The 18,630-nt window shown below is 69.8% G+C and carries 16 protein-coding genes and 1 tRNA gene; 4 read left to right on the plus strand and 13 right to left on the minus strand.

Going from position 1 to position 18,630, the window contains the following annotated elements:
• Positions 1-9 precede the first annotated feature (9 nt).
• The gene (gene ligD / locus ACYQ5L_RS30620) at positions 10-963 is read left to right on the plus strand and encodes a non-homologous end-joining DNA ligase (protein ID WP_459961693.1); all 954 of its coding nucleotides are present in this window, start codon (positions 10-12) and stop codon (positions 961-963) included.
• Between the two features lie 6 nt (positions 964-969).
• Here the strand turns inward: ligD and ACYQ5L_RS30625 are convergent, their stop codons facing one another.
• Complete coding sequence (locus tag ACYQ5L_RS30625) at positions 970-1,845, minus strand: DMT family transporter (protein WP_459961694.1); 876 nt, start codon at positions 1,843-1,845, stop codon at positions 970-972.
• A gap of 298 nt (positions 1,846-2,143) precedes the next feature.
• Between ACYQ5L_RS30625 and ACYQ5L_RS30630 the strand changes: the two genes are divergently transcribed.
• Entirely contained in the window at positions 2,144-3,058 is a 915-nt protein-coding gene (locus tag ACYQ5L_RS30630) for an NAD-dependent epimerase/dehydratase family protein (protein ID WP_459961695.1), read from the plus strand.
• Positions 3,059-3,109: 51 nt separating this feature from the next.
• Here ACYQ5L_RS30630 and ACYQ5L_RS30635 read toward each other — a convergent pair whose 3' ends face one another.
• The 3 genes from ACYQ5L_RS30635 to ACYQ5L_RS30645 all read right to left on the minus strand — a co-directional run bounded on the left by ACYQ5L_RS30635 (position 3,110) and on the right by ACYQ5L_RS30645 (position 7,380).
• Entirely contained in the window at positions 3,110-3,520 is a 411-nt protein-coding gene (locus tag ACYQ5L_RS30635) for a secondary thiamine-phosphate synthase enzyme YjbQ (RefSeq protein ID WP_459961696.1), read from the minus strand.
• A gap of 276 nt (positions 3,521-3,796) precedes the next feature.
• Complete coding sequence (hrpB, locus tag ACYQ5L_RS30640; RefSeq protein ID WP_459961697.1) at positions 3,797-6,262, minus strand: ATP-dependent helicase HrpB; 2,466 nt, start codon at positions 6,260-6,262, stop codon at positions 3,797-3,799.
• Between the two features lie 131 nt (positions 6,263-6,393).
• Complete coding sequence (locus ACYQ5L_RS30645; RefSeq protein WP_459961698.1) at positions 6,394-7,380, minus strand: GlxA family transcriptional regulator; 987 nt, start codon at positions 7,378-7,380, stop codon at positions 6,394-6,396.
• A 131-nt stretch (positions 7,381-7,511) separates the two neighbouring features.
• Between ACYQ5L_RS30645 and ACYQ5L_RS30650 the strand changes: the two genes are divergently transcribed.
• A complete protein-coding gene (locus ACYQ5L_RS30650) occupies positions 7,512-8,102 on the plus strand; it encodes an isochorismatase family protein (protein WP_459961699.1) in 591 nt (196 codons plus the stop codon).
• Positions 8,103-8,530: 428 nt separating this feature from the next.
• On the opposite strand, the gene ACYQ5L_RS30655 is transcribed toward ACYQ5L_RS30650, so the two are convergent.
• The 4 genes from ACYQ5L_RS30655 to ACYQ5L_RS30670 form a co-directional block, all read right to left on the minus strand.
• Positions 8,531-9,331, minus strand: coding sequence for an ABC transporter ATP-binding protein (locus ACYQ5L_RS30655; RefSeq protein ID WP_459963589.1), 801 nt, complete (start codon positions 9,329-9,331; stop codon positions 8,531-8,533).
• Positions 9,324-10,364, minus strand: a complete 1,041-nt coding sequence (locus ACYQ5L_RS30660; RefSeq protein ID WP_459961700.1) for a taurine ABC transporter substrate-binding protein — start codon at positions 10,362-10,364, stop codon at positions 9,324-9,326. The genes ACYQ5L_RS30655 and ACYQ5L_RS30660 overlap by 8 nt, the downstream gene beginning before the upstream one ends.
• A complete protein-coding gene (locus ACYQ5L_RS30665) occupies positions 10,361-11,206 on the minus strand; it encodes an ABC transporter permease (protein ID WP_459961701.1) in 846 nt (281 codons plus the stop codon). The genes ACYQ5L_RS30660 and ACYQ5L_RS30665 overlap by 4 nt, the downstream gene beginning before the upstream one ends.
• 73 nt (positions 11,207-11,279) lie before the next feature.
• A complete protein-coding gene (locus tag ACYQ5L_RS30670; protein ID WP_379199590.1) occupies positions 11,280-11,612 on the minus strand; it encodes a winged helix-turn-helix transcriptional regulator in 333 nt (110 codons plus the stop codon).
• A 65-nt stretch (positions 11,613-11,677) separates the two neighbouring features.
• Between ACYQ5L_RS30670 and ACYQ5L_RS30675 the strand changes: the two genes are divergently transcribed.
• Positions 11,678-12,499 (plus strand): SDR family oxidoreductase, encoded by an 822-nt coding sequence (locus ACYQ5L_RS30675; protein ID WP_459961702.1) that lies wholly within the window; start codon positions 11,678-11,680, stop codon positions 12,497-12,499.
• 6 nt (positions 12,500-12,505) lie between these two features.
• Here the strand turns inward: ACYQ5L_RS30675 and ACYQ5L_RS30680 are convergent, their stop codons facing one another.
• The 5 genes from ACYQ5L_RS30680 to ACYQ5L_RS30700 all read right to left on the minus strand — a co-directional run bounded on the left by ACYQ5L_RS30680 (position 12,506) and on the right by ACYQ5L_RS30700 (position 18,573).
• Positions 12,506-13,693 carry a lipase family protein gene (locus ACYQ5L_RS30680; RefSeq protein WP_459961703.1) on the minus strand — a complete coding sequence of 396 codons (1,188 nt, stop codon included), beginning with the start codon at positions 13,691-13,693 and terminating at the stop codon, positions 12,506-12,508.
• Positions 13,694-14,036: 343 nt separating this feature from the next.
• Positions 14,037-14,110 (minus strand) — tRNA-Met (locus ACYQ5L_RS30685).
• A gap of 73 nt (positions 14,111-14,183) precedes the next feature.
• Positions 14,184-16,397 carry a hypothetical protein gene (locus ACYQ5L_RS30690; RefSeq protein WP_459961704.1) on the minus strand — a complete coding sequence of 738 codons (2,214 nt, stop codon included), beginning with the start codon at positions 16,395-16,397 and terminating at the stop codon, positions 14,184-14,186.
• 162 nt (positions 16,398-16,559) lie between these two features.
• Complete coding sequence (locus ACYQ5L_RS30695; RefSeq protein ID WP_459961705.1) at positions 16,560-17,588, minus strand: hypothetical protein; 1,029 nt, start codon at positions 17,586-17,588, stop codon at positions 16,560-16,562.
• Positions 17,589-17,640: 52 nt separating this feature from the next.
• Complete coding sequence (locus tag ACYQ5L_RS30700; protein ID WP_459961706.1) at positions 17,641-18,573, minus strand: NADP-dependent oxidoreductase; 933 nt, start codon at positions 18,571-18,573, stop codon at positions 17,641-17,643.
• Between the last annotated feature and the right edge of the window lie 57 nt (positions 18,574-18,630).

The raw sequence follows: 18,630 nt of genomic DNA on the forward strand, positions 1-18,630 counted from the left end.
GGTGGTGCGATGGGCACCGAAGAGGTTCGCGACGGCGTCAAGCTCACCAATCTGGACGCACCGCTGTTCGACGGGGCGGACGCCACCAAGCGGGATCTGATCGGCTACTTCGAGGCGGTCGGCGACCGGCTGGTGCGGCAGCTGACCGGCCGGCCGCTGTCGGTGATCCGGGTGCGGCCCGGGCAGGAGCCGTTCATGCAGAAGAACCTGCCCAAATACACGCCGGACTGGGTGCACCGGGTGACCATGTGGGCCGACAGCTCCAAACGCGAAGTGACCTATGCGCTCTGCGACGACGTGCGCACGCTGCTGTGGTTCGGCAATCAGCGCGCCATCGAATACCACACGACGCTGCTGCTCGCCGATTACAGCGCGGGGCCGACGCATCTGGTGCTGGATCTGGATCCGCCGCCCGGCGAGAACTTCCGGCAGGCGGTGCGCGCGGCCGAGCTGGTGCGCGCGGCATTGGCCGACGACGGTCTGGCGGGTGCGGTGAAAACCAGTGGGGCCAAGGGCGTTCACGTGTTCGTGCCCATCGTGCCCGGGACCGGTATCGAGGATGCGGCGGCGGCCACCCGCGCCATTGCCGTGCGCGCCGAACGCCTCGATCCCGAGCTCGCCACCACCGCGTTCATCCGGGAGGATCGCGGCGGCAAGGTGTTCATCGACTCCACCCGCGCGGGCGGTGCGACCGTGGTGGCCGCGTACAGCCCGCGCATCCGGCCGGGCACGCCGGTGTCGTTCCCGGTCGGCTGGGCCGATCTGGGCGCGGCGGCGCCTGGTGATTTCACCATCCGCAATGCCGCGAAACTGCTCGGCGACCGCGACCCGTGGGTTCAGGAAATGCCCGAGCCGCAACGCCTTCCCGAGGATCTGCTGGCCGAGGGGCACACCATTCCGGTGGCCCGGGTCCAGGCCATGCACGAGGGCAAGCGCCGGGCCCGGGCCACACGCGAGAACTGATCCGAATCAGGCGGGCGCGGGTTCCTTCACCACCGCCTTGGCCTTGGCGGTGCCCAGGATCGAACCGACGATCACCAGCGGGAAACCGATCGCCATACCCGCGGTGAGCGGTTCACCCAGCAGCGAGACGCCGATGATGAGCGCGACCGCCGGATTGATGTAGGTGAAGACGGTGGCCCGCGCCGCGCCGACCTCGCTGATGAGGGCGAAGAACACCACGAAGGCCAGCGCGGTGCAGATCAGCCCCAGCCCGACCACCGACCAGGTGGCGTCGGCGGGAAAGTGGGTGGGCATGCGCCACACCGAGAACGGCAGGTAGATGACGGTGGCGAAGACCAGCGAGGCCGTCACCACCCCGATCGGCGGCAGGTCCGACAGCTTGCGGTCGATGATGATGGCGCCCATGGCGTAGCCGATCACCACCAGGCCGATCGCCGCCATCGCCCACAGGTTGGAGGTGTCGATATCCAGCCCGACCAGCGCCGCCACACCCGCGAATCCGATGAACAACCCGATGATCCGCCGCGGATCCAGCCGCTCGTGCCCGATGCGCGTGACGATCACCATCGCCACCAACGGCACCCCCGCGATCAGCAGCCCCACCGTCGAACTGTTCAGCTTCGTCTCGGCCATGCCGATCAGCAGCCACGGCCCGGTGATCTCCACCAGCGTGTACGCCAGCACCCACCGCCAGTGCTGCAACGCCTGCGCGAAAACCTTGGTGTACAAGGCAATCGGCAACAGCACCAGCGTGCCCAGCAGCGTCCGCCCGAACGCCACCACCACCGGATCGAAATCCTCCACCGCCACGCGAATCATCGCGTACGGCACACCCCAGATGACCCCCATTGCCAGGAACAGCACCCAGCCGCGCTTGCTCATGATCCGGCCCCGCAGATACCGCAGCCCATTACCGCACTCCTTCCGATCCTCCGGGAGCGTATGTCACAGCTGTGACATGTCACCCGGCACACGAAGAACCACCCCGAGGCGCACCCGCGCCACCGGCATTGTCAGGTCGAACCCCCGCGGCTCGCACGCCATTCCGTCGCGCGGCCGGAAATCCACCACCGGCGCGCCAGCGCATGATCGCCCATTACGGCGAATCCACTCCAAGGCCGGAAGTCCGCCATCCGGGCACATGGCAACATGATCATCCGATCCGGCGAAGGAGGAGCACGTGCGAGTACTGGTCACCGGCGCGGGCGGCTATCTCGGCCACGCGGTCCGCACCGCCCTGGCCGCGCACGGCCACAACCCGATAGCCATGGTGCGCAACCACACCGACCCCATCCCCGACGCCGGCGAGACCCGCGCGGCCGATCTCTTGGCCCCTGTGGCCCTGCGCCGAGCCCTCACCGGCGTGGACGCCGTCTGTCACCTGGCCGGCATCACCCGAGTCCGCGAATCCCTGTCCGATCCGCTGCGCTACTTCCGGATCAACACCACCGGAACCCTCGGACTCCTCGCCGCCATGGCGGACGCGGGGGCGCAGCACCTGATCTTCGCCTCCACCTGCGCCATCTACGGCTCCCCCGCCACCCAGCCCATGACCGAGGACCTCCCCGACGCCCCACCCCACCCTTACGCGGCCAGCAAGCTGGCCGCCGAACTGGCAATCGAGGCCCAAGCCCGCACCGGCGCACTCGCCGCGACGATCCTGCGCCTGCCGAATATCGCGGGCGGCCACGACCCGGACCCCACCCGCCTGATCCCCCGCACGCTCGCCGCCGCGGCCTCGGGCGCCACCCTCGAAGTCAACGGCGACGGCACGGCGGTCCGCGACTACCTCCACGTCGCCGACGCCGCCACCGCCTTCACCACTTGCGTCGATCACGCGCCGCCACTCGGCACCGCGACCCGCTACAACCTCGGAACCGGCCGCGGCACAAGCGTTCTGGACATCGTCGCAGCCGTGGAACAGGTGACCGGCCGCCCGGTCGCGTTGCGGCACGGTCCCGCAGCTCCCGAACCAGCGGCCCTGGTCAGCGACCCGACCCGTATGACCACCGAAACAGGCTGGGCCCCAAAGCATTCCGGCATTACCGAAATAATCAGCGATACCTGGCAGCAGATGCGCCGGCACGACCGGTAGCGCCCCGCCTCCGCGCCCGCTCGGTGATCGGCAGAAGGAGTGTGGCTGTGCTCAGGTATCGGCGAGGAACGAGAGCCGCACCTGACGCTCCGGATTGTCGACATTGAGGTCGACGAATGCGATCGACTGCCAGGTGCCCAGCGCCAGCGCACCGTCGATGACCGGAACCGTGGCATACGGCGGAATCAGCGCGGGCATCACATGCGACCGCCCGTGCCCCCGCGACCCGTGCGCATGCCGCCACCGATCATCGGCGGGCAGCAGATCCCGCAACGCGGCCAGCAGATCGTCATCACTGCCCGCCCCCAACTCGATGATCGCGATCCCAGCCGTCGCATGCGGCACGAAAACGTGCAGTAGCCCGTCACCCCCGGCTTCCCGCGCGAACGCGGCACACTCCCGGGTCAGGTCGTGCACGACTTCGGTTCGTCCCGTCGTCACCGTCAATACCGTGCTCTTCATACCTGCCATGATCGGCCATCCACTCGGCGTCGTATGCGGCCACGCCGACAGTTGGCGTTGCACGCCGGTAGGAAGCTCGCCCCACCGTCTCGTCGACGACCGCAGCTCGGACGCGGCTGATAGCCGCAGGTTGTGCGCCTGGGGCGGGAGCCGTTGCGGCACGTCGGGACCGGGAGCGCGCCTACGCGGGCCACGGCGATCGGCGCCGACGCGGTCCGTCCGGCGGATCAGAATGAATTGAGTCCGTGTCGCACACTGCCTGAAGATGCGGCGCCGTCAGCGACCCTCGGCGAGGCGGCGGGCGGTGCCGCGGTGGGGGACGACGGTGGCCGGGTCTTCGGGCCAGGAGTGTTTCGGGTAGCGGCCGCGGAGGTCGGCGCGGACCTGGGGCCAGCCGGTGCGCCAGAAGGAGGACAGATCGGCGGTTACTGCTACCGGGCGCTGAGCCGGGGAGAGCAGGTGCAGGAGGAGGGGGACCTTGCCGTCGGCCAGGGCGGGGGCGTCGGTCCAGCCGAAGACTTCCTGGACCTTGACCGCGAGTACCGGCTGGTCCGCGGTGTAGTCGACGCGAATCTTGCTGCCGGAGGGGACTTCCAGGCGTTCGGGGGCCAGTTCGTCGAAGCGGACGGCATCGGGCCACGGCAGGAGGCGGCGGAGGGCTTGGCCGGCGTCGATGCGTTCGAGGTCGGCGCGGCGACGGGCGGTGCCGAGCTCGGGGCCGAGCCAAGCGTCGAGGTCGTCGAGCAAGGCTTCGTCGTCGACGGCGGGCCAGGGTGCGCCGAGGGTGCGGTGCAGGAAGTCCAGGCGTTGCCGCAATGCTGTCGCATCAGCGTCCCAGCGCAGCATTCCCAAGCCGGCCGAGTTCAGGCCGGCGCGCAGGGCGGCCGCGATCAGCTCACGGCTCGGATCTCGTAAAGGCTTCTCCGACAGCACAATCGAGCCCAGACGTGCCACGCGGCGGGCCACCACGTCACCGTCGATCCAGTCCACTTCGTCGGCAGTTGCGAGCAAGGTCGGTGCGGCTCGGCGGGCCAATTCGAGATCGGCGTTGGCGGCCAATCGGATTCGGCCCTCGGACCTGCCCGGGTCGCGCGCCGCGACCGCGACGGCCAGCCACTCCGAATCGGCCAGACCGGAGCCGGGCGGGAGGGTCACCGCCGTGCCCCCGGCCATGAGGTAGCTCGCCGATCCCGGCGCGCGCCGCCGGGCAAGGCGCTCCGGATGTGCCAGCGCGACAACGAAAGCCGGATCATCGACTCCTATTGGACCGCCGACGTCCAGCGGCGCATTGCCGACCAACCGGGCGAGGCGTTCGGCTTCTCGTTTCCACCGCGGGGGTCGTTCCCGGCGCAGGGTGCGAATGGCTGCGACTACATCGACGCCGGGCGCGAGGCTGTCGTCGTCGAGGAGGGCGACCACCTCCGCGGCGGCCTTCGCGCCGACCACACTCGCGCCGTCGAGTAGCGCTCGGGCGAGTCGGGGATGCAGGCCGAGGGCGGCCATTCGTCGACCTCGGTCGGTGACCGCACCGTCACCGGAGATAGCACCCAAGGCGCGCAGTACTTCTCGGCCCACCGCCAGCGCACCGGCGGGCGGTGCATCCCACCAGGCGAGGCCCTCGCCGTCGGGTGTGCCCCAGCAGGCGAGTTCGAGTTCCAGGCGAGTCAGGTCGGCGGTGCGGATCTCCGGTTCGGGGTAGGCGGGCAGGGTGGCGTGCTCGTATTCCGGCCAGCAGCGCCAGACCCGGCCCGGCGCTTCACGACCCGCGCGGCCGGCGCGCTGGTCGGCGACGGCGGCCGAGACTCGGACCGTGGCCAAGCCGGACATGCCGCGGCGGTGGTCGGTGCGCGGGACGCGGGCCAGGCCGGAGTCGACGACCGCGCGGACGCCAGGGACGGTGAGGCTGGATTCGGCTACGGCCGTGGACAAGACGACTCGTCGCCGCGCACCCGGGGCCAGCGCGCGGTCCTGCGAGGCCGCCGACAGCCGCCCGTGCAGGGGAAGAACGTCGACATCGCGGACGTCGGAGAGCAATTGGGCTGTTCGCCGGATCTCCGCCGCACCCGGCAGGAAGACCAGCACATCACCATCGCCGCCATCGAGAGCGGCCCGCGTCGCACGGGCCACCTGCGCTTCGGCCTTCTCCCCCTTGAGCGGTGGCACGTAGGCGATGTCCACCGGATACGCCCGGCCTTGGACCTCGAGGGTCGGTGCGGGCCGATCATCGCCGAGCAGATCCGCCAGCCGCTCGGCGGCCACCGTCGCCGAGGTGGCGAGCACTCGCAGATCCGGTCGCAATCCTCCGCGCGCGTCGAGCAGCAAGGCGAGCAGCAGGTCGGCATCCAGGTGCCGCTCATGGCATTCGTCGAGCACCACCACATCGGCTCCGGCCAGTTCCGGATCGCCTTGCAACCGCCGCACCAGCAGACCGGAGGTGACCACCTCGATTCGCGTGCTCGCGCTCACCCGCCGGTCGCCGCGCACCGAATAGCCGACGGTCGCACCCACCTGCTCACCGAGCAGCGCGGCCATGCGGGCGGCCGCCGCCCGCGCCGCCAACCGCCGTGGCTCGGCCACCACCACGCGGCCGGTGGTCGCGGCAGCCAAGGCCAGCGGCACCAGCGTCGTCTTACCGGTGCCCGGCGGCGCGACCAGCACCGCGGTGCCGTGCACCGCCAGCGTCTCGCACACCTCGTCCAGTGCCGCGCGAACGGGAAGATCAGGAAGCTCGGGCAGTTTCATCGCCGTCCCAGTCTGCCGGTCCGCCCACCCGCCCGCCCCGGCGGCCCGGAGTGAAACGACATCGACCGGGAACTGGTGGCGGGGCCTTCTCGTGAAATGCCGCCACCAGTTCCCGGTCGGCGTTGTTTCACTTACGCCATGCGGAAGCGGTTGCGGTATTCGGTCGGGGTGATGCCGAGGGTGCGGCGGAAGGCTCGGGTGAGGGTGTCGGTGGTGTTGAAACCGCAGGTGGATGCGATGCGGTCGAGGGTGTCGTCGGTGGTTTCCAGGCGGTTGCGGGCCACTTCGACGCGGGCGGATTCGATGTAGGCGGCGGGGGTGGTGCCGAGTTCGGTTTTGAAGAGGCGGGCCAGCTGGCGTTCGCTGACGTGCGCGTGCTCGGCGAGATCGGTGACGGTGAGCCGGCCGGCGATATTGCGCATGATGTGGTGGCGCAGGTCGTCCATGCGGCGGGTCGTGGACGCCGGTTCCAGGGTCACGCTGAATTGGCTTTGGCCGCTGGGTCTTTTGAGGTAGACCACCAGCTGGCGGGCCACGCGCAGCGCCGCCGCCTCGCCGAAATCCTCGGCCACCAGGGCCAGCATGAGATCGAGGACGGCGCTGATTCCCGCGCCGGTCCACACGTCCCGATCGCGGATGAAGATCGGGTCGGCGTCCACCTCGACGGCCGGATGCTCGGCGGCCAGCTGGCGGGCGGTGGACCAGTGCGTGGTGGCCCGCCTGCCGTCCAAGAGCCCGGCGGCCGCGAGGGTGTGCGCGCCGACGCAGACCGAGGCCACCCGCCGCGCCCGGCCGGCCAGCCGCCGCACCCAGTCGACCACGACCGGATCGGTGACCGCGCGCACGCGGCGGTGCTCGTCGACTTCGACCGCGCCCGGCACGACCAGGGTGTCGATACCGCGCGTGGCGATATCGGCGAAGGTCGTATCGGGCAGCACGCGGACGCCGGCGGAGGTGGTGACCGGGTCCATGGTCGCCGCGGCCAGGACGACGCGATAGCCGGTCGGGTCGGGCAGCTCGCGCTCCAAGAGCGAGAACACTTCCGGCGGTCCGGCGACGTCCAGGCCGTCGACCCGGTCGAAGAGCACGACGACGATGAGCCGCTCCACAGTGCTCACCGCGCCTCCGTCCTGATGTCCGAATCTGCATGCTACATGACATTTCCGACACAGCCCGGCGGTCATAGCGTGGAAAACAGCCGCTCACAGCGGTGCCGAACATCCGCTACGCACTCCGAGGAAGAGCATCGATGACCACGCAGACCCTGCGCGAACTCAGCGAATTCGATCAGACTCCGGCGGCCCTGGCCGACGCGACGCTGGTCCTGATCGACTACCAGAACACCTACACGCGCGGGGTGATGGAGCTGACCGGGTGGGAGGCCGCCCTCGACGCCGCCGCCGAGCTGCTCGCCAAGGCGCGCGCGGCGGGGGCGAAGATCATCCACATCATGAACGACGGCGGAGTGAGAACGCCGTACGACATCACCGCCGAGATCGGGCAGATCCACCCGCGCGTCGCACCGGTCGAGGGCGAACCGGTGGTCGTCAAGACCGTCCCCAATGGTTTCGTGGACACCGATCTCGCCGAGCGCATCGACGCGGCGGGCAACAAGAACCTGATCATCGCCGGTTTCATGACCCACATGTGCGTGACCTTCACGACCGAGGGCGCATTCCTGCGCGGCAATCACCCCACCGTCGTCGCCGACGCCTGCGCCACCCGGCCACTGCGGACGGCGGTCACCGAGGTCTCCGCCGAGGCGCTGCACAACAGCGCACTCGCCACGATCGCCGACCTCTACGCGGTCGTCGTCGCCTCCGCCGACGCGCTGAACTGAGCGCCCCGCGCATCGGGCCTGGGCCTGGACCCGGACCCCGACCTGGCCCCGGACCCGGACCTGGCCCCGGACCCGGACCTGGACCTGGACCTGAGTCTGGGCCGGAGCCGGAGCTGGGCCAGGTGCCGGGCCGGGGCCGGGACCTGAGCTGGGGGCCAGGCGCCGGGCTGGGGCTGGGACCTGAGCCAGAGCCAGAGCCGGAGGGCCGGGACCTGAACCAGTGCCAGAGCCAGAGCCGGAGGGCCGGGACCTGAACCAGAGCCAGAGCCAGAGCCGGAGGGCCGGGACCTGAACCAGAGCCGCGCGCCGTGAGCCAGAGCCACGCAGGCCGCAGGCCGCAGCCGCAGCCGCAGGCCGCAGGCCGCAGGCCGCAGGCGTGAGCCTGAGCCGAGCCGGAGGTTTCTCGATCCTCCGGCTTCGGCGACTCCTCACGCCGCGGCTGCCGCCTTCACCGCGCGGCCCACCTCGCGCCGCAGTTCGAGGAATTCCGTCGACGCCCGCAGGTCGTCGGGATCCACTCCGGCCCTGGGCAATTCGACCGGCAGATCGAGCGCCACCCGCCCGGGACGTCTGGTCAGCACCACGATCCGGCTGCCCAGGAAGGCCGCCTCGTCGGCGCTGTGGGTGACGAATACGCTGGTCCGGCCCGAGGCCACGCTCACCCGGCGCAGGTCGTCCTGCAACCGCTCCCGGGTGAGGGCGTCCAGCGCCGCGAACGGTTCGTCGAGCAGCAGCAGCGAGGTCTCCGCCGCCAGCGCGCGGGCAATGGCCACGCGCTGCTGCTGCCCGCCGGAGATCTCCCAGATCCGCCGGGCCGCAGTGCCTTCCAGGCCGACCCGGGCGAGCAGCTCCTCCCGTCGCCGCGCCCGGTGCTCGTGGGGCACGCCCGCGTATTTCAATGCCAGCTCCACATTTCCGCCCACTGTCTGCCAGGGGAACAGCCGCGGCTGCTGGAACACCACGCCCGCGGTATCGCCGGGTCGGGGCGCGGCGCCGGAGACTTCGATGCTGCCCTCCGTGGCCGGTTCGAATCCGGCAATGAGCCGCAGCAGTGTGCTCTTTCCGCATCCGGACGCGCCGACCAGGACCAGGAACTCCCCCGGCGGCACCTCGAGATCGACCGGGCCGAGCGCGGTCACCGCGGCCGGGCCGCGCCCGTAGCGATGCGAAACCCGATGCAGCCGAATGCCTCCCGCGGTCCGGGTGCGCGCCGCGTCGAGCTCACTGATCGAGGACACCGGGCAGTCCCTTCACATAGATCGCGTCCTGGAAGGTCTGCGCCGGCGGTGCGGCATCGATCTGCCGCTGCGCCGCCAGGAATTCCGCGGCACTGCGCAGATTGGCGGCGATATTGCCGACCGCACCCTCACTGCCGAGCCAATCGGCGGATGTCAGTTGGGTTTTGGTGAGGAACACACCTTGCTTCAACTGCTGGGCCGCCGCATCCGGGGTGATTCCGATTTCGGCCGCCACGGCCTGCGCGGCCTCGCCGGGATTGTCGCGGATGGTGTCGAGGGCGCGCGCCTGAATCCGCCGCCAGGTGTCGACCACCTCCGGATGCTGTTGCGCGAACCGCGTGGACACCACGCCCAGATCCAATGTCGGCTTACCGGCGGTGGCGAGCTCCCGGCTGGTGATCAGCGTCTTGCCGGTCGCACGCAGCTGATCCAGGGTCGGCAGCCAGGTGTAGACCGCGTCGACGTCCCCGCGATCCCACGCGGCCAGCGAGGCCTGCGGCTGCAGATCGACCAGCTGAACATCGCTGGCCCGCACGCCGTTCCGGTCGAGGGCGGCGAGCAGGCTGTAGTGCGCGGTCGAGGCGAAAGCGGTGGCGATGCGCTTGCCGCGCAGATCCGCGATGGTCTCGATCCCGGTTCCGTTGCGCGCCACCAGGGCTTCATTGTCACCGGCCACATCGAGCACGAAGGCGACCTGATACGGAATGTTCAATGGCGCCGACAATCCGCGCGCCACCGGGCTGGATCCGAGCGCCCCGAAATCGACCTGCCCGGCAATGAACGCGGTATTGATATCCGCGCCGGAATCGAACTTCGTCCAGGCGATGTTGTAGTCCGGCAGCGCCCGCTCCAGCCACCGATTGTGCTTGACCACCAGATCACCGCTCGGAAACGTCTGGTACGCAATGCGAATCGTCGGCTTGGTGGCGTCCTGCCCGGAGTGGTCGATCGCGCACCCGCTGACCGCCAGGGTCGCGATGCCCGCCAGCGCGGCGGCCAGCAGCCGCCACCTCGTGAATCTCATACTCTGCCTCTCCAGGGGACGACGCGGCGCTCCACCGCGCGCAAGAGCCCGTCGATGACCAGACCGGATATGCCGATGGCGAAAATGCCGACCAGCACGACGGGAGTGTTGTTGTAGTTGCTCGCGTCCTTGACCACGCCGCCGATTCCGGGCAGCCCGTTGAACAGTTCGGCAGCGACCACCGACGAGTACGCCATGCCGACCGCCAACCGGATACCGGTGAACGTCTCCGGCAAGGCCGCCGGGAATACGACATCGCGAATCACTTGTCCGCGAGTGGCTCCCAGCGCCCGCGCCGCCTCGATCAGCCCGACGGGCGCGGCCAGCACCGCGGCCGTGGTCGCCACCGCGGTCGGCGGCAGCGCCGCCAGCGCCAGCAGCGTGATCTTCGGTGCGTCATCGATACCGAGCCAGATCACCAGCAGGAAGAAGTACGCCGGCGGCGGCAGCGCGCGCAGAAACGTCAGCCACGGCTCGAGAATGCTCCGCACCCATCCGATCGTCCCCATGGCCAACCCCAGCCCCACCCCGGCCAGCACCCCGATGAGCACGCCCGCGAACACTCGCCGCAAGGTCATGTACAGGTGCTCCCACAGCAGGTAGCCCTGATACCCCCGAACCCCGTCGTGCGTGGTCGACACTTCCGCGAACGCCCGCCACACCGTCGACGGGTACGGCACGAACGTCTCGTTCCACACCCCGCTCGCGGCGGCCACCTGCCACACCGCCACGAACACCGCCACCGACAACAGCGGCAGTCCGATGCGATGAAAACCCGCGCGCACCCGCCCGGATCTCGCGGCCGGAACAGGCACGGCAGCGTCAACCTCGGTCGTCTGCATTGCCATGTTGTACCGCCGCCGCGAGCCCGCGCCCAGGGTTGCGCTCAGCGCGGATCAAACGTCGGCGATCTCGTCAAACGTCGGCGGTCTCGGCCCAGTCGGCGATCTCGTGCAGGATGTCGCCGAGCCGGTAGCCCTTCTCGGTGAGGGTGTATTCGACGCGGGGCGGCTTGTCCGGATAGACCGCGCGCACGAGCAGGCCGTGTTGCTCGAGGGCGCGCAAGCGTTCCGCCAGGGTCTTCGGGCTGATGCCGGGCAGGGCGCGCTGCAGTTCGCCGTAGCGCATGGTGCCGGTGTGCAGGTGGTAGATGACCAGTGGGGTCCAACGGCTGCCGACCAGGTCCAGTGTGCGTGTCACCGGACACACGGCCGGGTCCATCGACACTCCTGCCTGCATACTTCCCATTTCGAAAGTATATGCGGAGAAAGTGCGTACTTCACATAATGAAGTAATGGTCACACGCTGGGGTTATGACATCGAAAACAGCAGTCGTCCACGGCGCCGGCGGAACGCAGGGCGCGGCCATCGCCAACCGCCTGCGGGCAGCGGGCTGGGAGGTCCGCGCGCTCGGGAGCGCCACGGTGGATCTCACCGACCTCGATTCGGTTCTCGCCGCGTATACGGGAGCGGATGCCGTCGTGGTTCAGCTCCCGCTCGAATTCACGCCCACCGCGGTCACTTACGCCGAAACCATTCTGGCCGCGCTGGCGAAATCCCCGGTCCCGCAGGCCATCCTGAACCCGGGATCACCGCTGCCGCCCGAACCGATCGGCCGGCCCTATGTCGATGCGCGCGTGCTGCTCGCCCGGGGTCTCCCCGCGGCCGTCGATCGCGCCGCCGTAATGGCCCCGGCCGGACCGTATCTGGAGAATCTCGTCCAGCCGTGGTCCGTTCGGCGCGTCCGATCGACCGGCGAGCTGGCCTACCCCTTCCCCGCGGACCTGCCCATCGCCTGGTCCACCCTGGACGACCTCGGCGATCTGATCGCGGCGGCCCTGGCGGGCAGGCACCCGAATCCCCTGTCCCTGGTGACGGGCCCGGAACCGCTCACCGGCCACGACATCGCCGCCGCGGTCGCCACGGCCACCGGCCGTGACGTCCGCTGGACCCCGGTCACGCCGCCCGCCTACGGCGAACTGCTCGTGCCCGTCATCGGCGCTGCGGCCGCCGCCGCGATCGCGGCCATGTACGAGCAGCAGGCCACGACCCCGCCGCCCGCGCTTCCGGCCGAACTGCTGCACCGGGGCCCGACCACGGTCACCGAATGGGCGCGGCGGCAGGGCTGGGCCTAGCGATCGTCAGCAGTTGGTGGGCGCCGGATCGCCCCGGAACCTGGCCTCCACGTAGTCCCAGGCTTCCGGGAATCCGGCCACGGCCGTCGTGAGGTGCTCGGCAATGTCGTACGGGCGGAACATCAATGGCACTCCGGCCCGGCAATAGCGCTGGGCGACCTCCTCGACCGGCCCGAAGAAGGTCATGGTGTCGAAGCGGCCCTGCCAGAAGTAGGTGGGGACGGTGGGGACGCGATCGTCGTAGCGCAAGCTGTTCTCCCGCAACACCGCATGCGCCTCGGGACTGTTCATCATGTCCTTGGACGCGGCCAATTGCGCGGCATTGCGGGTGATGCCGTGGAACAGCAGGAATCGCCGGCAGGCGTCCTTGGTGAAATCGCGGAACCACAACCCGCTCTCATTGAGCTGATCGGACACCGGCAGGCGATTGGGGTACTCCCGCTCCAGCCCCATGGCGGCCGCGAAGGCCAGCCCGAAGCCCGGGTGCGGGTCGAATCCCAAGGCCAGCGCCATCTCTCGCAGATCGGCGGGAATGCCGCCCGCGACCACGGCGGCCAGCTTCAGGTCCGGAGCGTAGGTCGGCTGCAAGGCTCCCGCCCACGCCGTGGCCATGCCGCCGCCCGAATACCCGGCCAGCACAACGGGAACCTCCGCCAGCCCCAGTTCGGCGACCTGCCGGACCGCCTTCACACTGTCGAGGGTCACCATGCCGCCGAGCTTGGCCGCACCGTAGGCGACATTGGGCCCGAGGTAGTCGGGCATGGAAATCGCCCACCCGCGCCCGAGCGGCAGCATGGCTCCCACCGAGTCCTGCAGCTCCCCATTGAACAGCGACCGCGACGGACTGCACTGCGTGCCAAGCGAATTGATCAATGCCTGGTACGACACCAGCGGCGGGTTCTTCACCCCCGGCGGCATCAGCACCGTCGTCACGGCCAGGATCGGATTCCCCGCGGAGTTGGTGGACCGGAACGCCACCTGCCACCCGTCGCTACCGAGGAACAGCGCGGTATCGGTCCGCCGCACGCGCACCACCTGCCCGGGCTGCATGCCCGCCAGATCGGCCGGCTCGCGATAGAACGGATCCGGATCAGGCGTCGGATACAGCGGATTCGCCGTCGCGGGCGCGACCAGCCACCCAACCGACACCACACTCAACACCAAGATCAAAAATCTGACAGCGGCTCTCAACATGCCAACCTTCGGAAGTATTCAGCCCCGGCCAAATCTGACCGGCGACAAGCCCGCGCCAAAAATAGCCGCCCTCCGGCACTGAGTGCCAACTCACACATCATGATCTAGTCACGAAACAACGCCGGATACCCGGCAATGTCAACCGTCACAACGAGACAACCAGCGCGAATCCCCGGCCTCACCGAACTCTGCGGAAGATCACGGGCTTGTCGTCGGCTTCCTCGCGGTCGATGATCGGGAAATCCACCGAGATGGACGGATCGGCTCGACCCCGCCCACAGCGGGTCTGTCACCTGAACGCGAAAACGGCCCGGAACCTCTTGGTTCCGGGCCGTTTCCCTAGTAGCGGGGACAGGATTTGAACCTGCGACCTCTGGGTTATGAGCCCAGCGAGCTACCGAGCTGCTCCACCCCGCGTCGGTGAGGACAACACTACCCCGGGGTGTCGGGAAAACTGAAATCGCCTGGTGGCGCGGGGGATGACCTGGGGTTATGCCTTGCTGGCGGTGACGGGTTCGCCGCGGGGGACGGTCTCGTGGGCGGCCGGGGGGAGGTCTGTGAAGGGAAGTTCGTGGGTGCGGCGGCGGGTGCGGAGGTAGGCCCAGTGCAGGAAGCCCAGGCCGGTGAGGCCGGCGGTGGCGGTGGTCAGGCCGATTTCCCAGCCGGGGGGCATCCAGGTGAGGGTCAGGTCGGCATTGGTGGTGCCGGCGGGGATATCGACGGCCAGGAAGCTGCCGGCGAGGGTGGTGTACGGGATTTCGGTGCCGTTCAAGGTGACTCGGTGGCCGGGCCAGGCCAGGCGGGAGAAGACGACGCGGCCGCCGGTGGCGGAGGTGACGCGGGCCTCGGCGGTGGAGCCGTCGGTGGTGGCGGCGGTGACGGTGACGTCCTCGGCGTGGGCGATGGCGCCGTTGGTGTCGGAGATCAGGCCGGTTTCGCGTTCCAGGACGGCGATGAAGCGTTCGCGGCCCGGATAGGGCGCCCATTTCCAGCCGGTGGGGGCCGGGTCGGCGCCGGCATGGGGGTACTGGGCGCGGTGCAGGACCACGCGGTCGACCTTCATCAGGTCGACAATCCTTGCGCCCGTGGTGGGTTCGATGTCGAAGGCGCGGCGGGCGGCGTCGGGGCAGGTGCTGCCGTCCCAGGCCATGCACAGCAGGGCGCTGAAGGCGGCGTGGCCGACGGGGGTGTAGGCGTTGACGTAGCGGGGGCCGAAAGCCTTGGCGTAGCTGCCGACCGAGAGGGAACCGTAGGCGCGGTCGAGGCTGCGGTCTGCGGGGGCGATCATGGCGCGGTCGGCCAGCTGGAGGGTGAGGCCCGGGAAGTCGGGGAAGGCGGCGGCCATATCCGAGCGCTTTTCCGGGAAGTGGTAGGACAGTGGGGTTTCGGGGGCGGCCTCCACTTGCGCGAAGGCAATGGGGAACATGGCCAGGATGGTCAGGGTGCACGCCAGGACGGTGCCCCGGAACCTGGCAGCCCAGAGTACGGCGGCGCCGAGGGCCGCCACCGCGGCGACCGCGATCAGATGCCGCAGCCACAGATCCGGTGCGGCCGAGAACGATCGCACGAACAGCAGGCCGATCAGGACCGCGGCCGCGATCTCGCGACGGCGCGCGGACTTGAAATCGCCATGGCGGCTGAGCAATACGCACACCAGCACCAGCAGCCCGACGGCCACCAGCGGCAGCACGCGCGCCGGCCAGCGCAGCGGACCCACCGCACCGGGTCCGGCGGTCCACATCAGCATGCCGCCCGCGAAGACGGCGATCCCGCTGTACTCCCGCGCATGCCGCCACACCGCCGGCCAATCGATGAAGGCCAGGGCGGGAATCAGGAACCAGGCGATGTACACCATGGGCAACGGCTGCACGAAACCCCACCAGCCCTCGAAAGCCGGTGTGGTGCTGGGCAGACTGGCATTCAGCGACTCCGACCACGGCACCGTCAGGAAGGACTCGTTGCGGATGCGCGCATCACCGCGCCAGGTCACCTGAGAAGACAGCAGCAGCGGCAGATTCGCGATCAGCCCCGCGAGTCCGGCGCACCCGGCCGCCAGCGCCAGCCGCAGCGGCCCCGCCCAGCCCCGCTGATGGATGACCTCACCGGCCACCACCGCCAGAATCATCAGCGCGGCTTCCACTCCCGGAAACACGTACTGGATGGTCAAGGTCAGCCAGAGGAAGACGAAGACCGGAATCGGCCCGCTCTTGCCGCGCGCGTAGAGCACCGCCGAGGCCCACGCGTGCAGCAGCCACGTGGTGCCCGTCTGCGAGGTGAACCAGCTGGCCTGATCGAAGAACAGGAACCATCCGCTCAGCGGAAACGCAATGCCCGCCACGGCGCCCCATGCCGGTTTCGCCACATACGCGAGGCACACCCGGTATACCCCGAGGCCCGCGATGATCGAGAAGACCAGCTTCACCACCGTGGCGTAGATCGCCAGATTGTTCACCGACGGCGCGATCAGATAGACCAGCAGCTGCGGCGGATTCAGCAGCGCCGCCTCTTCCAGCGAGTAGTTGCCCGCCATCCACTCCCACGGCACCAGCGCCGGGAACCGCCCCTCCCGTAGTTCCGTCCCCAGCAGCACCCACATCGGCGCGTACTGCGCTTCGGTGTCATCGGTGTAGTAGTGCCGGGCGTCGGCCAGCAATACCGCCAGATATCCGGCGACGACTCCGAGCGCGGTGATCGCCCCCCACACGCGTACATCTCTTCGCGGTTCGATCTCCGCGCTAGTCCTCACGAAGACCGGAGGCTAGGGCAGTCTCGTGAACGTGGCAAGAGCGCCTGATGGACACATGAGCGACGCGCCGGAGGCCATGACGTGAACATGACCACGCCACAACCGGTGCCGGCCGTGCCATTACCGCGGGTCGGGGCGGGTGATCCAGCTCAGCGTGGTCGGCCAGAGCAGGGCCACGCCCGCCACGGCCAGCGCCGCCAGCGCCGCGCACACCACCGCGCCGTGCACTTCCGGCAACCAGGACGGATCGACCTCGACCCGCCAGCCGGTGGGCAGGATCCCGCCCTTCGGGGTCAGCAGCAACAACATGCCCAGCAGTCCCGACCACAGCAGCAGGCTCAGCCCGGACAGCGTCAGCATCGGCGCCGCCGCGGCATTGCCCCGCCACAGCGCCTGCGCCTGACGCAGCGTCCCCATGGCGAAGACGACGGCGAGCACCGCGACCACATACGTCATGATCTGAGTGCCGGAATCGACCCGCACCAGTTCACCGGTGCGCTGGTGCTGCTGGGCGGTGGTGGCAATGGGCACGACCGTCGCCGCCAGCAGCGTCGCGCACACCGCCAGCACGGTCAGGCCGATGGCGGCCACCGTGGCGGCGCCCGGCCGCCGGGGCACGGGAGCGGCGGCGGCGTGCAGGCGGCGGGTCATGGCGGGCGAGCACGCCAGCGCCACCGCACCCATGAAACACAGCGTCAGCAGCGCCATCAGAGCTATCCGCGCCGGCCGGTACCACCCGGGCCCCGGTGCGGCCTCGTAGGTGATGGCGTCGCAGATCCCGCAGGTGGTGTCCAGGAACAGCGGATACAGGGACCATTGCAGCAGGGCCAGCGCTCCGGCGAGGGGCAGCAGCGCCACGCCCAGCCACACCAGCCCTGCGCCCCGCATGCGGTCGAATCGCCTGGCCAGCAACATGCTCGGGGTGACGGCGGCCGCGAGGGCGGCCAGGTATGCCGCTACCAGCGGTGCTCCGCCCGCGGAGGCCCAGACGAACGTCACCTCCGCACCGGCGGCGTGCGGCTCGCCGGGAAACGCGACCGGCACTCCCCCGCGCCACACCAGCACCACCGTCGCGAGATCGACGAGCAGCAGCACGCCGGCCAGTAATACGTTCGCCGCCGCCAATCGCCGTGCCACCACGGCGATCACTCTGCCACGGTGTCGCCGATCATGACCTGCCAGCCGAGCCGCGCCGCGGTCCTCAGTCCACGACCGAGAGCACGATCTTCCCGGAAGTCCTTCCGCTGTCCGCGATTTCGTGCGCCTTGCCCGCCAGCTCCAGCGGCAGCACGGTCTCGATGCGCGGCGTCAATCGACCGGATCCGGCCAGCGCCGCGATCTCCCGCATCCCGGCCCGATCCGCTTCCACGATCATGAACCGCGCCCGCAATCCCAGCGGCTCGGCCGCCTCGGCCAGCCGCGCCTCCGCGGGCGAGGCGAGCGAGACGACGATGCCGCCCGCGCGCAGGGTGCGCAGCGACCGCGGGCCGTACTCGCCACCGATGGTGTCGATCACCGCGTCGACCTCGCCGACCACCTCCGCGAAATCCACCGCGGTGTAATCGATCACCTCGTCCGCGCCGAGCTCGCGCAGGAAATCGTGCTTGGCCGCCCGCGCCGTCCCGATCACATACGCCCCGCGCGCCTTGGCGATCTGCACCGCCAGATGCCCCACGCCACCGGCCGCCGCATGAATCAGAACCCGCTGTCCCGCTTGCACATCCGCCACATCCACCAGCGCCTGCCAGGCGGTGAGCGCCGCTAGGGGCAGTGCCGCCGCCTGCACGTGCGACAGCCCCGCCGGCTTGCGCACCAGATGCCGCGCGGGCGAAACCACGTACTCCGCATAGGTTCCCGCGGGCAGCGGATGCCGCGGCAGCCCGAACACCTCGTCCCCGGGCGCGAACAACGTGACCCCCGGCCCGACCGCCTCGACCACACCGGACACGTCCCAGCCCAGCCGCACGATCCGCGCCGCCAGCCCGCCATTGAACCGATGCCAGGAATCGGTCGGATTCACCCCGGCCGCATGCACCCGCACCAGCACCTCCGCCGGTCCGGGCTCCGGCCGCTCCACCTCGACCACCCGCAGCACCTCGGGCCCGCCGAACGTGTCCTGACCGATTGCGCGCATCGCATTACTCCTGTTCTCCGGGCTGTTCGTCGATCGATCAGCCGCTCACGGAACAGA

Source organism: Nocardia sp. IFM 10818, from assembly GCF_054655275.1.

What these genes read in the sequence shown, in the direction of transcription:
- ligD (WP_459961693.1), top strand. Translation starts at nt 10, where the DNA reads ATGGGCACCGAAGAGGTTCGCGACGGCGTCAAGCTCACCAATCTGGAC.
- ACYQ5L_RS30625 (WP_459961694.1), bottom strand. Translation starts at nt 1,845, where the DNA reads ATGAGCAAGCGCGGCTGGGTGCTGTTCCTGGCAATGGGGGTCATCTGG.
- ACYQ5L_RS30635 (WP_459961696.1), bottom strand. Translation starts at nt 3,520, where the DNA reads ATGAAGAGCACGGTATTGACGGTGACGACGGGACGAACCGAAGTCGTG.
- hrpB (WP_459961697.1), bottom strand. Translation starts at nt 6,262, where the DNA reads ATGAAACTGCCCGAGCTTCCTGATCTTCCCGTTCGCGCGGCACTGGAC.
- ACYQ5L_RS30650 (WP_459961699.1), top strand. Translation starts at nt 7,512, where the DNA reads ATGACCACGCAGACCCTGCGCGAACTCAGCGAATTCGATCAGACTCCG.
- ACYQ5L_RS30660 (WP_459961700.1), bottom strand. Translation starts at nt 10,364, where the DNA reads ATGAGATTCACGAGGTGGCGGCTGCTGGCCGCCGCGCTGGCGGGCATC.
- ACYQ5L_RS30665 (WP_459961701.1), bottom strand. Translation starts at nt 11,206, where the DNA reads ATGCAGACGACCGAGGTTGACGCTGCCGTGCCTGTTCCGGCCGCGAGA.
- ACYQ5L_RS30670 (WP_379199590.1), bottom strand. Translation starts at nt 11,612, where the DNA reads ATGGGAAGTATGCAGGCAGGAGTGTCGATGGACCCGGCCGTGTGTCCG.
- ACYQ5L_RS30675 (WP_459961702.1), top strand. Translation starts at nt 11,678, where the DNA reads ATGACATCGAAAACAGCAGTCGTCCACGGCGCCGGCGGAACGCAGGGC.
- ACYQ5L_RS30680 (WP_459961703.1), bottom strand. Translation starts at nt 13,693, where the DNA reads ATGTTGAGAGCCGCTGTCAGATTTTTGATCTTGGTGTTGAGTGTGGTG.
- ACYQ5L_RS30700 (WP_459961706.1), bottom strand. Translation starts at nt 18,573, where the DNA reads ATGCGCGCAATCGGTCAGGACACGTTCGGCGGGCCCGAGGTGCTGCGG.